General features: G+C 70.6%; 2 protein-coding genes. Both read left to right on the top strand.

All coding sequences use genetic code 11. The annotated features are described in order from the left end of the window. The first annotated feature begins 15 nt into the window (after positions 1 to 15). Complete coding sequence (locus ACIHFE_RS24850) at positions 16 to 7,797, top strand: amino acid adenylation domain-containing protein (protein WP_400109761.1); 7,782 nt, start codon at positions 16 to 18, stop codon at positions 7,795 to 7,797. After that, positions 7,794 to 16,670 carry an amino acid adenylation domain-containing protein gene (locus tag ACIHFE_RS24845; RefSeq protein WP_400109759.1) on the top strand — a complete coding sequence of 2,959 codons (8,877 nt, stop codon included), beginning with the start codon at positions 7,794 to 7,796 and terminating at the stop codon, positions 16,668 to 16,670. The genes ACIHFE_RS24850 and ACIHFE_RS24845 overlap by 4 nt, the downstream gene beginning before the upstream one ends. Positions 16,671 to 16,673: the final 3 nt, after the last annotated feature.

Genomic DNA, 16,673 nt, shown 5'->3' with positions numbered 1-16,673 from the left:
CGATTTGGAGACACAATGATCCCGTTGTCGTTCGCGCAGCGTCGGCTGTGGTTCGTGGACCGGTTCGAAGGCCCCTCGCCGACCTACAACGGCGCTTTCGCCCTGCGGCTGACCGGGGAGCTGAGCGTGGATGCGCTGGAGTCGGCGCTCCGCGATGTCATTGACAGGCATGAGGTCCTCCGCACGGTGATCGTCGAGGACGACGACGGTGTCCCGCACCAGCAGGTGCTGTCACCCGGTCAGAAGCCCTTCGGCCTGCCGGTCGTCGAGGTCGCGGAGGAGCAGCGGGCGGCGGCGGTCGACGAGGTGGCCACCGGGACCTTCGACCTGGCCGGCGATGTGCCGATCCGTGCCCGGCTGCTGCGGACCGGACCGCGCGAGCACACCCTGGTGCTGGTGGCGCATCACATCGCCGTGGACGGGGAGTCCTTCGGGCCGCTGTTCCGCGATCTCACCATGGCCTACGCGGCCCGCAGGGAGGGCCGGGACCCGGCGTGGGAGCCGCTGCCGGTGCAGTACGCGGACTACACGCTGTGGCAGCGGGACCTGCTGGGCGACGAGGCCGACCCGGACAGCCTGGCGGCGCGGCAACTGGAGTACTGGCGGCAGGCGTTGGCGGATATGGCACAGCCGCTGGCCATACCCACCGACCGCCCGCGCGCGAAGGCGATGAGCCACCGCGGCGACCGGGTCCCGTTCTCGGTCGACCCCGAGCTGCTCCGGTCCGTGGAGAAACTGGCCGCACAAGCGGACACCACGGTCTCGATGGTCATGCATTCCGCGCTGGCGGTCCTTCTGCACCACCTCGGCTGCGGTGACGATGTGCCCATCGGCGCGCCGATCGCGGGTCGCACCGATGAGGAACTGCGGGACCTCATCGGGTTCTTCGTCAACACCTGGGTGCTGCGCGTCGACCTCTCCGGGAACCCGACCTTCGGACAGCTGCTCCAGCGGGTGCGGGAGCGGGCCCTCGCCGCATACGACAACCAGGACATGCCGTTCGAGCGGCTGGTGGAGCTGCTGAACCCGGACCGGTCCAGCGCCTACAACCCGTTCTTCCAGGTGATGCTCTCCTGGCAGCCGCCCGTGCCGGATCTGGAACTCCCCGGCCTCGATGTCCGGGCCGAGCGGCTGGAGACCGGAACGGCCAAGTTCGACCTGTTCTTCGACATGCTCCCGAACGGCTCGGGCGGGGCGGACTGCCGTCTGGAATACGTCACCGACCTGTTCGACCGGGACACGGCCGAGGGCATCGCCAACCGGTTCGTCCGGGTGCTGGGCCGGCTGGTGGCCGACTCCGAGCGCAGGATCGGCGGCATCGACGTGCTCGACACGGCCGAGCGGGACCGGCTGCTCATCCGGTACAACGACACCACCACAGTGGCGCCCGAGCTGACGGTCCCGGAGCTGTTCGAAAGCCAGGTGGCCAGGACGCCGGACGCCCCGGCGATCGTGTGCGACGACCGGACACTGACCTACCGGGAGCTCGACGACCGGGCGAACAGCGTCGCATGGGAGCTCATCCGGCGTGGTGCCGGGCCGGAAGACCTGGTGGTGCTGGCGTTGCCGCGCACCGAGGACCTGGTGGCCGGCCTGCTCGGGATCCTCAAGTCCGGTGCCGGATACCTGCCGATGGACCCGCAGTACCTCGGCGGACGGGCGGAGGGCGTGCTGTCCGAAGCACGGCCGCGTTTCGCGGTCACCGACACCGCGACCTGGCAGGACCTGCCGCAGAACGACATGTCGGGCATCAACCTCGACCACCGCGCGGAATGGGAATCGCCCCAGGGGGCGCCGGACAACGCGGGCCGGATCTCGCCGCTGGGCCCGGACAACCTGGCGTATGTGATGTACACCTCCGGCTCCACGGGCAAGCCGAAGGGCGCGGCGATCACCCACCGCAACGTCGTCAACGGGGTGCGGGAACTGGTGCGCGTGCTGGACGCGCCGCCCGGTTGGCGGATGCTGGCCGGCACCTCGGTGAACTTCGACGTCTCGGTCTTCGAGCTGCTGACCACCCTGTCCACCGGCGGCACGGCCGAGGTGGTGCCGAACGCCCTGGTGCTCGGTGAGCGGGACAGCTGGGACGGCCATGTGATCAGCGCGGTCCCCTCGGTGCTCGGGGAGCTGGTCGGCCACCTGGAGAAGGCGACGGACGTGCGCACGGTGGTGTTCGCGGGCGATGTGCTCCCGGCCCAGCTGGTACGGCGGGTGCGCGAGGCCCTGCCCGGCGTGCAGGTAGTGAACTCCTACGGGCAGAGCGAGAGTTTCTACGCCACCACCTTCTCCCTCGCGGCGTCCGAGGAGTGGGCGGAGAGCGACGTCGCCTCCATCGGTACCCCGCTGGGGAACATGCGCGCCTATGTCCTCGGCCCGGGCCTCGCCCCGGTGCCGCAGGGCGTGATCGGTGAGCTGTATGTGGTCGGGACCTGCCTGGGCCGCGGCTACCACGGCCGTCCGGGCCTGACCGCCGAGCGTTATGTGGCGAACCCGTTCGGCCCCGCGGGCGAGCGGATGTACCGCACGGGCGACCTGGCCCGCTGGAACGCGCGGGGCCGGCTGGAGTGCGTCGGCAGGGCCGATGGCCAGGTGAAGGTGCGCGGCTTCCGTATCGAGACCGCCGAGGTCGAAGCGGTGTGCCTGCAGCACCCCGGAATCAGCCAGGCGGTGGTGATCAGCCGGGAGGTGCCCTCGGGCGGGCGGCGGCTCGTCGCGTATGTGGTGCACACCGGCGAGGGGGCCGTCGGTGACGACGGCGCGGGTGGTATCGGCGATGTGGATGTGCTGGCCGGTGCTTCCTCCGCCGAACTGCGCAAGTTCGTCGCGGCACGACTGCCCGACTACATGGTGCCGTCGGCCTTCGTGGCTCTCGGCCGGATGCCGCTCGGGCCGACCGGCAAGCTGGACCGCTCGGCGCTGCCCGAACCGGAGTTCCTGGGCGAGGCCTACCGGGAGCCGCGCACCGAGGCCGAGAAGGTCATCACCGCGGCGTACGCGGATGTGCTCGGTGTGGACCGGGTCGGTATCGACGACGACTTCTTCGCGGTGGGCGGGGACAGCCTGCGGTCGATCCAGGTGGTGGCCCGGACCCGGGCCCGGGGCCTGGAGCTCACCACGCGGGAGATCTTCGAGTGCCGCACGGCGGCCCGGCTGGCCGAGGTGGCCTCCGCCCGCCACGAGCGGGTGCCCGCGCTCGCGGAGGACGAGGGCGGCGGCGTCGGCCCCATGGCGCTGCAGCCCGTGGCACGGCAGGTGTTCGAGCACGGTGGCGGGATGGACCGTTTCGCCATGTCGATGGTGCTGGAGCTGCCCGAGGGCATCGACGCCGGCGGCCTTGCCGCGACGCTGGACGCCGTGCTCGACCGGCACGACCTTCTGCGCGCCCAACTGGTGCGCGGCGACGAGCTCTCCCTCGTGGTGCGTCCGGCGGGCACCGTGCGGGCGGCGGACCTGATCCGCCGGGTGCCCTGCGACGGCCGGTGGGATGAGCCGGGCTCGCTGGAGGCGGCGAAGGCGGAGCTGGACGCCGCGGTCGGGCGACTCGACCCGGAAGCCGGGACCATGGCGGACTTCGTCTGGTTCGCCGCGGAGCCGGGTGCGGGCCGGCTGCTGGTGGTGCTGCACCACCTGGTGGTGGACGGTGTCTCCTGGCGCATCCTGATGTCGGACTTCGCCGAGGCCTGGCAGCAGGTCCGGTCCGGCAAGGCTCCCGACCTGCCCGCGGTCGGCACCTCGGCCCGCCGCTGGGCGTCGGCGCTGGAGGACGAGGCGCTCTCCGAGGAGCGGGAAGCGGAACTGGCGTACTGGCGGGACATGCTTGAGGCGCCCAACCCCCCGCTGGGCACGCGGGCGTTCGACCCGGCGGTGGATGTGTGGTCCACGGTCGACACCGTGCGGGTGGAGCTGCCCGCCGAGGTCACCGAGGCGGTGCTGACCAGGCTTCCCGCGGCGTTCAAGGGCACCGGGACCGATGTGCTGCTCGCCGCGCTCGCCCTGGCGGTGAACCGGTGGGGCGGCGCGGACCGCTCGGCCCTGGTCCGGCTGGAGGGGCACGGCCGCGAGGAGGACGTCGTTCCCGGAGCCGACCTCTCCCGGACCGTCGGATGGTTCACCAGCATGTATCCGGCCCGGGTCGATGTGCGCGGGGTGGACCTCGCCGACGTGCTGGCCGGCGGCCCCGCGGCCGGGAAGGCGATCAAGCTGGTCAAGGAGCAGCTGCGCGGGATCCCGGACAAGGGCGTGGGGTACGGACTGCTGCGCTGGCTGAACCCGGAGACCGCCGAGCAGCTCGCCGGCCTCCCGGTGCCGCAGATCGGGTTCAACTACCTCGGACGGATCTCCGACTCCGACGTGCCCGAGCACCTGCGCGCGGACGGGTGGGGACCGGCATCCTGGTCCGCCGAGCTGATCCCGGCGCCCGACCCGGACCTGCCCGCGCTGTCCGCGCTGGAGGTCAACTCGGTCGCCACGGACACCGCCGACGGCACCCGGTTGCAGACGGCCTTTATGTTCCCCACCGGGGTGCTGTCCCGCGAGCGGGCCTCCGAACTGGCCGAGCTGTGGGTCGAGGTGCTGCACGGCATGGCCGCGTACGCAGCACAGCCGGGGATCGGCGGGCTCACTCCCTCGGACGCCCTGCTGGTCTCGGTGCGGCAGGACGAGATCGAGGCCTGGGAGACGCGCTACGGCCGCCTGGTCGAGGTGTGGCCGCAGGCCCCCGGGCAGTCCGGGATCCAGTTCCAGGCCGCGCTTGCCGACGGTTCCTTCGACGTCTACCACATGCAGTTTGTGCTGCACCTGTCCGGGCACGTGGACCCGGCGCGGATGCGGGCGGCCGGACAGACGCTGCTCGACCGGTATCCGAACCTGCGCTCCGCGTTCCTCACCGGGGAGAACGGCGATCCGGTACAGGTGGTGGCGGAACACGTCGTCATGCCCTGGCGGCACATGGATCTGACCGGTCGGAGCGAGGCGGAGCAGAACACCGCGCTCGACGAGTTCCTCGCCGCGGACCGGGCCGACCAGCTCGATCCCGCCCGGCCGCCGCTGTTCCGTCTGGCCCTGCTCACCTGCGGGCCGCAGCAGGCGAAACTCGTCATCACGGCGCATCACACCTTGTTCGACGGCTGGTCGTCGCCGTTGGTGATCACGGACCTGATCCGGCTGTACTCCGGGACCCACGAGCTTGCTCCGGTCCGAAGCTACGGCGGCTACCTGGCCTGGCTGTCCGAGCAGGACCGGGAGGCGTCGGCTGCCCGGTGGAAGGCCGAGCTCGCCGGATTCGACCAGCCGACCCTGGTGGCCCCGAACGCTCCCGTCCAGGAAGCGGCGTCCGCCCTCGGGCGGGTCGAGGTACCGCTGTCGATCGACAAGGGGCGTGAACTCGCCCGGCGCGCCGCGGAACTCGGGGTCACGCTGAACACGCTCCTGCAGGGCGCGTGGGGGATCCTGATCTCGAAGCTGATCGGGCAGCAGGACGTGGTGTTCGGCGCCGCCGTCAATGGCCGCCCGGCGGACCTGATCGGTTCGGACGAAATGGTCGGCCTGTTCATCAGCACCCTGCCGACCAGGGTGTTCTGCCGGCCGGACCACAGCGTGGCCGACGTCATCACCGCGTTGCAGGACCGGCAGACCGCGCTGCTCGACCACCACTACTACGGCCTTGCCGACATCCAGCGCGGCGTCGGCCTTCCCGCCCTGTTCGACACGATCGTCGTGTTCGAGAACTACCCGGTCGACCGCGAGGGCATGGTCGACGCGAACATCGCGGCAGGCTTCACGATCGACGCCATCCGGCCGTTCGCGGGCTCGCACTACCCGCTCACCCTCAACGCATCTGACCCCTACCTGCGGCTCTCCCTCGACTACCAGAACAACCTCTACGACCGCGACGCGGCCGAGGAGATCGCCGCCCGGCTCGTCCGGGTTCTCGAGCAGCTGCTCGAGGATCCGACGGTGCCGGTCGGAGCCGTCGAGGTGCTGTCGGCGGAGGAGCGGGACCGGCTGGTGCGGGGGGTCAATGACACGGCACACCTGGTGGCCGCGGACACTCTGCCGGGCGCGTTCGAGGCCCAGGTGGAGCGCGACCCCGATCGGGTGGCACTGATCGGCGATCAGGAGACGCTGACCTACCGGGAGTTCGACCGGCGTGCCAATCGGCTGGCGCATTGGCTGGTCGAACAGGGTGCGGGCCCCGAGCAGCTGGTCGCGGTGCGTATCCCTCGTTCCGTGGATCTGATGGTGGCGATCTACGCGGTGGTCAAGGCGGGTGCCGCTTATCTGCCGGTGGACACCGACCTGCCCGAGGACCGGGTGCGGCATGTGCTGAACCATGCGAAGCCGCTGCTGGTGCTCGACGAGGCGCTGCCGGATGTGTCCGGGTACCCGGTGACGAAGCCGGAGCGGGCGCTGTCGCCGGACCATGCCGCGTACGTCATCTACACCTCCGGGTCCACCGGTGGTCCCAAGGGCGTGCAGGTGTCGCACCGGTCGATCATGAACCGGTTGAAGTGGGGTCTGGCGCACTTCGACGTCGGTGTCGAGGACCGGGTGCTGTTCAGCACGTCGGCGAGCTTCGATGTGTCGGTGCCGGAGCTGTTCGCCCCCTTGCAGGCCGGCGCGGCTGTGGTGATCGCGCGTCCGGACGGGCGCCGGGATCCGGCGTATCTGGCCGAGCTGATCCGGCGGGAGGGGGTGACCGGTGCGGACTTCGTGCCCTCCCTCCTGGAGGCGTTCGTCGTCGAGCCCTCGGCGAAGGAGTGCACAAGCCTGCGCTGGATCGAGGTCGCGGGCGAGGCGTTCCCGGCGGCGTTGGCCAACAAGGTCACCGATGTGCTGCCCGACTGTGGTGTGCACAACCTGTACGGTCCCACCGAGGCATCGGTGGAGGTCACGGCGTGGCAGCATGTGCCGGGTGCGGACCGGGTGCCGATCGGCGCGCCGGTGTGGAACACCCAGGTGTATGTGCTGGACGCGGCGCTGCGTCCGGTCGCGCCCGGGGTCGCCGGTGAGCTGTATCTGGCTGGTGCCGGTCTGGCCAGGGGTTACCTCGGGCAGACCGCGCTGACCGCGAACCGGTTTGTTGCCTGCCCCTATAGTGCGCCGGGGACCCGGATGTACCGCACCGGCGACGTCGTGCGGTGGAACCAGGACGGCCAGGTCGAATACATCGGGCGATCCGACTTCCAGGTCAAGGTCCGCGGCTTCCGCATCGAGCTGGCCGAGGTGCAGTCGGCGCTGACCGCGCATCCGGACGTCGACAGCGCGGTGGTCGTGGTGCGGGAGGACCGCGCCGACGACCAGCGGCTGGTCGCCTACGTGGTGCCGGGCAACGGCAAGGCGGATGCGGCCGAGCTGGACATCCCGGCCCTGATGGACCTGGTCCGCAAGCACTTGCCGGAGTACATGGTCCCCTCGGCGATCGTGCCGCTCGCCGAGTTCCCCACGACACCGAGCGGGAAGCTCGACCGTAACGCGCTCCCCGCACCGGACCACACGGAAGCCGCGACCGGACGAGGTCCGCGCAACCACAACGAGGAAGTCCTCTGCCGGCTGTTCGCCGAGCTGCTCGGTGTGGAGGAAGTCGGCATCGACGTCGACTTCTTCGACCTCGGTGGGCATTCGCTGCTGGCCACCCGGCTGATCGGCCGCATACGCAGCGAGCTCAACGCCGACGTGAAGGTCACGACGGTGTTCCGCAATCCGACCGTCGCGCAGCTGGCGGAGCAGATCGAGAAGTCGGCCAAGTCGAAACGTCCCCAGCTGCGACCGATGATCGTTCAGGAGAAGCGTCGATGATCCCGTTGTCCTTTGCCCAGAGTCGGATGTGGTTCCTCCACCGCCTGGAAGGCCCGTCCTCGACCTACAACGTTCCGTTCGTGCTACGCCTGGAGGGGACGCTGGACATGGCGGCCCTGGTCGCGGCGGTGACGGATGTCGTAACCCGGCACGAGAGCCTGCGCACCCTGGTCGCCGAGCACGAGGACGGCACGGCGGAGCAGCGGATCCTGCCTCCGGAGGAGGCGGCCCACCCCTTCCGGGTGGTCGACGTGGCGGCGGACGCGGTGGATGCCGCGGTGCACGACGCCGCGTGCGAGGTGTTCGACCTGGTCACGGAGCTTCCCCTGCGGACGACCGTGCTCCGGGTCGCTCCGCAGGAGCACGTCCTGGTGTTCGTGTTCCACCACATAGCCGCAGACGGGGCGTCGATGGCGCCGTTCCTGCGGGACCTCATGACGGCGTATGAGGCTCGCCACGAGGGGAGGCCGCCAGAGTGGACGCCCCTTGCCGTGCAGTACAAGGACTACACGCTGTGGCAGCGGCAGGTCCTGGGTGACGAGGCCGACCCGGAGAGCGTCGCCGCGGCGCAACTCTCCTACTGGAAGGAGGAGTTGGCCGAAGTGCCGCAGCCGCTGCAGCTGCCGCTGGACAGGCCGCGGCCGACGACGGCCAGCTACCGCGGCGGCGACGTCCCGTTCGAGCTGGCACCCGAGCTGCTGTCCGGGTTGCAGAAGCTGGCCGTGGACCGCGGCGCCACGGCACCGATGGTGGCCCAGGCCGCGCTGGCGGTGCTGCTGAACAAGCTGGGCGCGGGGGAGGACGTGACGATCGGCAGCCCGATCGAGGGGCGCGCCGATGAGCAACTCGACGACCTGATCGGGTTCTTCGTCAATACCTGGGTGCTGCGCACCGATCTGTCGCGGAACCCGTCGTTCGGCGATCTGCTGGAGCAGGTGCGGGACAAAGCCCTCACCGCGTACGACAACCAGGACATTCCGTTTGAGCGGCTGGTGGAGCTGCTCAACCCGGATCGCTCCACCGCGTATCAGCCGTTGTTCCAGACGGTGCTGGGCTGGCAGTTCGTGTGGCCGGAGATCGAGATGCCGGATCTGCGGGTCAGTCCCCTCCCGGCGGTCACCAGCACCGCGAAGTTCGACCTGTTCTTCAACGTCGTCCCGAAGGCGTCCGGGGGCGCGCACGGGGTGCTGGAGTACGCGACGGACCTGTTCGACCACACCACGGCCGTCCGTATCGTCGACCGGTTCGTGCGCATCCTGGAGCAGGCGGTCGAGGACCCGACGGTGCCGGTCGGTGACATCGAGGTGCTGTCGGCGCAGGAGCGGGACTGGTTGGTGCGGGGGGTCAATGACACGGCACACCTGGTGGCCGCGGACACTCTGCCGGGCGCGTTCGAGGCCCAGGTGGAGCGTGACGCCGACCATGTCGCGCTGATCGGTGAGCAGGAGACGCTGACCTACGGGGAGCTCAACCGGCGTGCCAACCGGCTGGCGCACTGGCTGGTCGAACAGGGCGCGGGCCCGGAGCAGTTGGTGATGGTGCGCATCCCCCGCTCCGTCGACCTGATGGTGGCGATCTACGCGGTGCTCAAGGCGGGTGCGTCCTATCTGCCCGTGGACACCGAGCTGCCCGAGGACCGGGTGCGGTATCTGCTGGACAGTTCGAAGCCGCTGCTGGTGCTCGACGGAACGCTTCCGGACGTGTCCGGGTACTCGGAGGAGAACCCGGAGCGGGCGCTGTCGCCGGACAACGCCGCGTACGTCATTTACACCTCCGGGTCCACCGGTGCCCCCAAGGGCGTGCAGGTGTCGCACCGGTCGGTCATGAACATGCTGGCGTGGCGTCAGGCGTATTTCGGGATCGGTGCCGAGGACCGGGTACTGGTGAGCTCGTCGGCGGGCTTCGACGCGTCGGTGCCGGAGACTTTCACGCCGCTGCAGGCCGGCGCGGCCCTGGTGATCGCGCGCCCGGACGGGCAGCGGGATCCGGCGTACCTGGCCGAGCTGATCCGGCGGGAGCGGGTGACCGGTGCCTTCTTCGTTCCCTCGCTGCTGGAGGTGTTCCTCGCCGAGCCTTCGGCGGCGGAGTGCTCCAGTCTGCGCTGGGTGGAGGCAGGCGGTGAGGCGTTCCCGGCCGAGTTGGCCAACAAGGTCGTCGACCTGCTGCCGGGATGTGGTGTGCACAACCTCTACGGCCCCACCGAGGCGGCGGTCGAGGTCACGGCGCGGCAGCATGTGCCGGGTGCGGACCGGCTGCCGATCGGCGCACCGGTGTGGAACACCCAGGTGTACGTGCTGGACGCGGCGCTGCGTCCGGTCGCGCCCGGGGTGGCGGGCGAGCTGTACCTGGCCGGTACCGGGCTCGCCAGGGGCTACCTCGGACAGCCGGACCTGACCGCGAACCGCTTCGTGGCCTGCCCCTACGGCGCGCCGGGAACCCGGATGTACCGCACCGGAGACCTGGTGCGGTGGAACCAGGACGGCCAGGTCGAGTACCTCGGGCGAACCGATTTCCAGGTCAAGATCCGGGGATTCCGGATCGAGCTGGGTGAGATCGAGCACGCGCTGACCACGCATCCCGGTGTGGCGCAGGCAGCAGTCGTGGTGCGTGAGAACCAGCAGGGTGACAAGCACCTTGTGGGGTACTTGGTGCCCAAGCCGTATGCCGCAGCGGCTGATGCCGACGCACAGGTGGATGAGTGGCGCGAAATCTACGACGACAACTATTCCGAGTTCGACGATGGGTTGGGCGACGACTTCCGAGGCTGGAACTCCAGCTACACCGGTGAGCCGATCCCGCGTGAGCAAATGCTGGAGTGGCAGGACGCGGCGGTGGCACAGGTGCTGCGGTACGCGCCGCGGCGGGTGCTGGAGATCGGTATCGGTTCCGGTCTGCTCCTGGGGAAGATCGTCGGTGACGTCGAGGAGTACTGGGGCACCGACATCTCGGCCACGGTGGTGGACCGCGTCCGGGCCCAGGCCGAGCAGGCCGGATACGGTGACCGGGTCCATCTGAGCGCCCAACCGGCCGACGATGTGTCCGGGCTGCCCCGTGGCCGGTTCGACACCGTGTTTCTCAACTCGGTGGTGCAGTACTTCCCGAGCATCGAGTACCTCGACCAGGTGCTGCGCGAGCTGATGGACCTCCTCGAGCCGGGCGGCCGCGTCATCGTCGGTGACGTCCGCAACGCCACGACATGCCGCCTCTTCCAGACCGCGGTGCAGCGTGCGGCGCACCCCCACGCCTCGCACGACGAGCTGCGGACACTGGTGGAGAAGGCGCTGCTCGCCGAGCAGGAGTTGGTGATCGCCCCGGAGTGGTTCACCGAGTGGGCGGGAGACGGCTCCATCGCGGTCGATATCCGGCTGAAGCCCGGGCAGGCGCAGAACGAGCTGACCCGCCACCGCTACGAGGTCGTCCTGCACAAGCAACCGTCCGACATGCTCGACCTGGCCGGCGTGGAGTCGGTGCCGTGGGGCCGAGAGGTGTACGACCTGGCCGACCTGGAGCGGGCGGGCGGCCCGGTGCGAGTGGCAGGGATACCCAATGCGCGCCTGGTGGAGGAGGCCGCCCTGACGGTTGCGGCAGGTCTCCCCGACTCGGCCTCCCTGCTCGGCATACCGCTCGATCCGCAGGAAGTGCTCCGGTGGGCACGTGAGCACGGTCGGGACGCCGTTCTCACCTGGTCCGGCGAGGACGCGCGATGCTTCGACGCGGTGCTGCTGCCCGAGCAGCAGAGCGGGCGGCGGAGCGTCTCGGGCTCGTTCGTTCCCAGCGGTACAGGCAGGCGGATCCGGGCGAACAGCCCCGCCCTGGCCAGGTCGCTCGGTGCGTTGCTCGCTGAGCTGCCCGAGTATCTGGGCGGGTGTCTGCCCGACTACATGGTCCCTCCCGTGTTCGTGCCGCTTTCGGAACTGCCGTTGACGCCAAGCGGGAAACTGAACCACCGGGCGCTGCCCTCGCCGGACTACGGTCAGGCATCGACCGGTCGGGCACCGCGTAATCAGCACGAGGAGACCTTCAGCGCGCTCTTCGCCGAAGTGCTCGGCGTGGAGAAGGTCGGCATCGACAACGACTTCTTCGCCAGCGGCGGGGACAGCATCCGCTCCATCCAGATCGTCGCGCGGGCCAGGGCGCGTGGCCTGGAGGTCAGCACGCGGGAGATCTTTGAGCACCGCACCGTTGCCCGGCTCGCGGAACTGGTCGAGGGACGCGCGGAGGAACGCCTCACCCTGGCGGAGCTGCCGGGCGGCGGCGTGGGATGGGCTCCGCTGATGCCGACGGCGAAGCATGTGCTCGCGCTCGGTGGCGGCCTTGGCCGGCTCTCCATGTCCGGGATGCTGACCCTGCCCGAGGGCATCGACCGCGCGGGGCTGGTGGCGACACTGCAGGCCGTCCTCGACCGGCACGATGTGTTGCGTTCCCGGCTCGACCGGACGCAGCCGGGCCTGTGGATCGAGCCGTCCGGCAGCGTGGACGCCGGCGCCCTGCTGCGGGAAGTCCCCTACGGCGACGCCGATGTGAAGGCCGAGCTGGATGCGGCCACGGACCGGCTGGACCCGGACGCGGGTGTCATGGCGCAGTTCGTGTGGTTCACCTCCGGCACGGACGCGGGCCGGTTGCTGGTCGTGCTGCACCACCTGGTCGTCGACGGGGTGTCGTGGCGGATCCTCGTACCGGACCTGGTCTCGGCCTGGCAGCAGGTCCGGTACGGCGGCACCTCGGAACCGGCAGGGTCGGGTACCTCGTTGCGCCGGTGGGCGCACGCCCTGGCCGAGGAGGCGGCGAGTGCGGAGCGGGTGGCGGAACTGCCCGTGTGGCAGCAGATCCTGCGCGAGGACGAGCCGGTCCTCGGAGCACGGGAGCTGGACCCGGCGCGGGATGTCGCCGCCACCGTGGACACGGTGCGCATCCAGGTGCCGGCAGACGTCACCGAGACCGTGCTGAACACGGTGCCCGCGGTCTTCCGTGGCGGTGTCGACGACGGGCTGCTGGCCGCTCTGGGGCTGGCGCTGGCCCGCTGGCGTCGGACGCGGGGCGTGCCCGCCTCCTCGGCTCTGATCCGGTTGGAAGGGCACGGCCGGGAGGAGCAGGCGGTGCCCGGCGCGGACCTGTCGCGCACGATCGGCTGGTTCACCGCGATGTACCCGGTGCGCCTTGACCTGGCCGGGGTCGACGTGGCGGACGCGTTCGCCGGTGGTCCGGCCGCCGGCCGGGCGCTCAAGGCGGTCAAGGAGCAGCTGCGCGCGGTTCCGGGCGGCGGTATCGGCTTCGGCCTGCTGCGGCACCTCAACCCGGAGACCGCCGCCGCGCTGGCCGGCGACCGGCAACCGCAGATCGGGTTCAACTACCTCGGCCGGACGTCCACCGCGGACATCCCCGAGGAGCTGCGGGGCCTGGGCTGGGCACCCGACACCACACAGCGGGACCTGATTGCCGCGCCGGACGCGGACATGCCGGTGCTGTCGGCCCTGGAGATCAACGCGGTGGCCAACAGGACCCCCGACGGTGAGGAGCTGCTGACCGCCTACTTCGGCTTCCCGACCGGTGTGCTCTCCCACGAGGACGTGACCGAGCTGGCCGGGCTGTGGGTCGAGGCGCTGACCGCCCTGGCCCGGCATGTCGCGACACCCGAGGCCGGCGGAATGACCCCGACGGACGCGCCCCTGGTCAGCGTGAGTCAGGAGGAGATCGACACCTGGGAGGCCCGGTTCGGTCACCTCGCCGAGGTGTGGCCGGTGACCCCGGCGCAGTCCGGGATTCTCTTCCATTCGATGCTGGCCGGATCGTCGTTCGACGCCTACCACGTGCAGCTGGTGTTCCACCTGTCCGGTGAGGTCGACCCTGAGCGGATGCGCTTGGCCGGGCAGGCGGTGCTGGAGCGCCACACAAGCCTCCGTGCGGCGTTCGTCAACCGGGCCGACGGCGATTTCGTGCAGGTCGTGCCGGCGGAAGGGGTGACCCTGCCGTGGCAGCACCTCGACCTGACCGGTTGCGGCGAGGCGGAGCGAACCGAGACGTTCGAACGGTTCCTCACCCAGGACCAGGCCGCCCACTTCGACGTGGACACCCCACCGCTGATCCGGCTGGCACTCGTCTCCCTCGAACCCGGCCGGGCCGAACTCGTGATGACCGTCCACCACGCGCTGGCCGACGGCTGGTCCGCGCCCCTGCTGCTGCAGGACCTGCTGCTGCTCTACGCGTCCCACGGCGACGGGACCGGTCTGCCCGCAACGCGGAGCTACGGCGAGTTCCTTGCTTGGTACACCAGGCAGGACCAGGACGCGGCGGCACGGGCGTGGGCGGCCGAGCTCGACGGGGTCGACGAGCCGACCCTCTTCGCTCCGGGATCCGTGGGCGACGACGGCCTCGACCAGATCGAGGTCTCCCTCCCGGCCGGCGTGTCCGGTGAACTCAACCGGCGCGCCTCCGAGTTGGGCGTCACCATCAATACCCTGGTCCAGGGCGCCTGGGCGCTGCTGCTCGGGCAGCTCACGGGCCGGCAGGACCTGGTGTTCGGCGCCACCGTCTCCGGCCGACCGGCCGCGGTGACGGGCGTCGAGTCGATGGTCGGGATGTTCATCAACACCCTGCCCGTCCGCGTGAAGTACGCGCCCGGCGACACCCTCGCCGAGGTTGTGAGCCGGCTTCAGGACCGGCAGACCGGACTGCTGGAGCACCACCACCACAGCCTCACGCAGATCCAGCAGGCTACCGGCCTGCCGACCCTCTTCGACACGCTGGTCGTCTTCGAGTCGTACCCGGTCGACGAGGAGGGCATCGGCGCCGCCACCGAGGCCGCGGACGGGATCACCATCACCGGATTGCGCCCGTCCAACGGCACCCACTACCCGCTGGCCCTGATGGCGGCGGCCGAACAGAACCTCCAGTTCCTCCTCCAGTACGCGCGCGGTGTCTTCGACCGGGACACAGTGGAGGCGTACGCGGCCCGGTTCGTGCGCATCCTGGAACAGCTGGCGGCCACCCCCGAGCAGAAGGTCGCGCAGCTCGACGTCCTGGAGCCGGCCGAACGCGACCGACTCCTCGTCGAGTTCAACGACACGGCCGTCCCGACCCCGGACGTCACGATCACCGGGCTTGTCGAGACGCAGGCGGCGCGGACCCCGGACGAGGTGGCCGTGGTCGCCGAGGGCGAGTCGCTCACGTACCGCGAGGTGAACGCCCGGGCCGACCGCCTGGCGCGCGAACTGGCCGGCCGTGGCGTGGGCCCGGAGTCGGTGGTCGCGGTGTCGCTGCCGCGGTCGGCGGACTTGGTGGTCGCCCTGCTCGCGGTCCTGAAGGCGGGCGGCGCGTATCTGCCGGTCGACCCCAGGTACCCCAGCCACCGCCTTGCGGCCATCTTCGAGGAGGCGCGGCCGCGCCTCGTCCTGACGGACAAGGCGACGGTCGCGGTGCTGCCGGAGCACGATGCCCCGGATGTCCTCCTGGACACGCTGGACCTGTCCGGAGACGCAACCGGCCTCGAAATCCCGCTCCATGAGCAGCAGTTGGCGTATGTGATGTACACCTCCGGCTCCACGGGCAAGCCCAAGGGCGTCGCCATCACCCATGGATGCGTGGTCAACGGCGTGCTGCGGCTGGCCTCCCGTGTCGGCATGGAGCCGGGCAAGCGGCTCCTGGCGGGCACGTCGGTCAACTTCGACGTCTCGGCGTTCGAGATCTTCACGACCCTCGCCACCGGCGGAGTCGTCGAAGTGGTCCAGGACGTCCTGGTCCTGGGCGACCGGAAGGGCTGGAGCGGCAGCGTCATCTCCACCGTGCCGTCCGCCTTCGCCGAACTCGTCGAGGACATCGCCGACCGCACCAGCGTGGAGACGGTCGTCTTCGCCGGCGAGGCCCTGCCCTGGTCGCTCGTCGAGAAGACACGGGACGCCTTCCCAGGCGTGCGGATCGTCAACGCCTACGGGCAGAGCGAGTCGTTCTACGCCACCGCCTTCACCGTCGACAGCGACACGCAGGTCTCGGCGGGCAGCACGCCCGTCGGCACCCCGCTCGGCAACATGCGGACCTACGTCCTCGGCCCCGGCATGACTCCGGTGCCGCCGGGCGCGGTTGGCGAGCTGTACGTCGGCGGGAATGTGGGCCGCGGCTACCACGGCCGCGCCGCACTGACCGCCGAGCGCTTCGTCGCCGACCCGTTCGGCCCGACCGGCTCCCGCATGTACCGCACCGGTGACCTGGCCCGCCTCAACGGCGAGGGCCGGCTGGAATACGTGGGCCGCGGGGACGCACAGGTCAAGGTACGCGGCTTCCGTATCGAGCCCGCCGAGGTCGAGGCCGCGCTCACCGCGCACCCCGGCGTCGCGCAGGCCGCCGTCATCGCCCGCGACGGGCGCGGCAGCAGCACCGGCAAGCAACTGGTCGCGTATGCCGTGCCCGCCGTCACCGGCGACGGCACGACAACCGACGACCCTTGTGGCCCGGAGACGAAGGAGCTGCACGCCTTTGTCGCGGAACGGCTGCCGGACTTCATGGTGCCGTCCGCCTTCGTGCTCCTCGACCGGTTGCCGCTCGCTCCGAACGGCAAGCTGGACCGGGTCGCGCTGCCCGAGCCGGAGTACACCGGCGCCGCCTACCGGGCACCCCGCACCGCCCGTGAGGAGACCCTGGCCGGGCTGTTCGCCGAGGTGCTCGGCGCGGACCGGGTCGGCATCGACGACGGCTTCTTCGAGCTCGGCGGGCACTCCCTGCTCGCCACCCGGCTGATCAGCCGCGCCCGCGCCGAGATGGGGATAGAGATACCCATCCGCAAGATCTTCGACCTGCCGACGGTGGCCGCGCTCGCCGCGTGGGCGGAGGAATCGGCCGCTCCCCGTCGCCCCGGCCTGCGCAAGATGTTCGTAGAGGAGTAAGAA

The organism is Streptomyces sp. NPDC052396, from assembly GCF_044593195.1.
In the GTDB taxonomy this organism is placed as follows: Bacteria; Actinomycetota; Actinomycetes; order Streptomycetales; family Streptomycetaceae; genus Streptomyces.
The sequence above is the reverse complement of the archived record's forward strand: the minus strand, read 5'-3'. Positions and strand labels throughout refer to the sequence as shown.

Excerpts from the sequence above, each read along its gene's own strand:
- ACIHFE_RS24850 (WP_400109761.1), top strand. The coding sequence starts at position 16 with ATGATCCCGTTGTCGTTCGCGCAGCGTCGGCTGTGGTTCGTGGACCGG.
- ACIHFE_RS24845 (WP_400109759.1), top strand. The coding sequence starts at position 7,794 with ATGATCCCGTTGTCCTTTGCCCAGAGTCGGATGTGGTTCCTCCACCGC.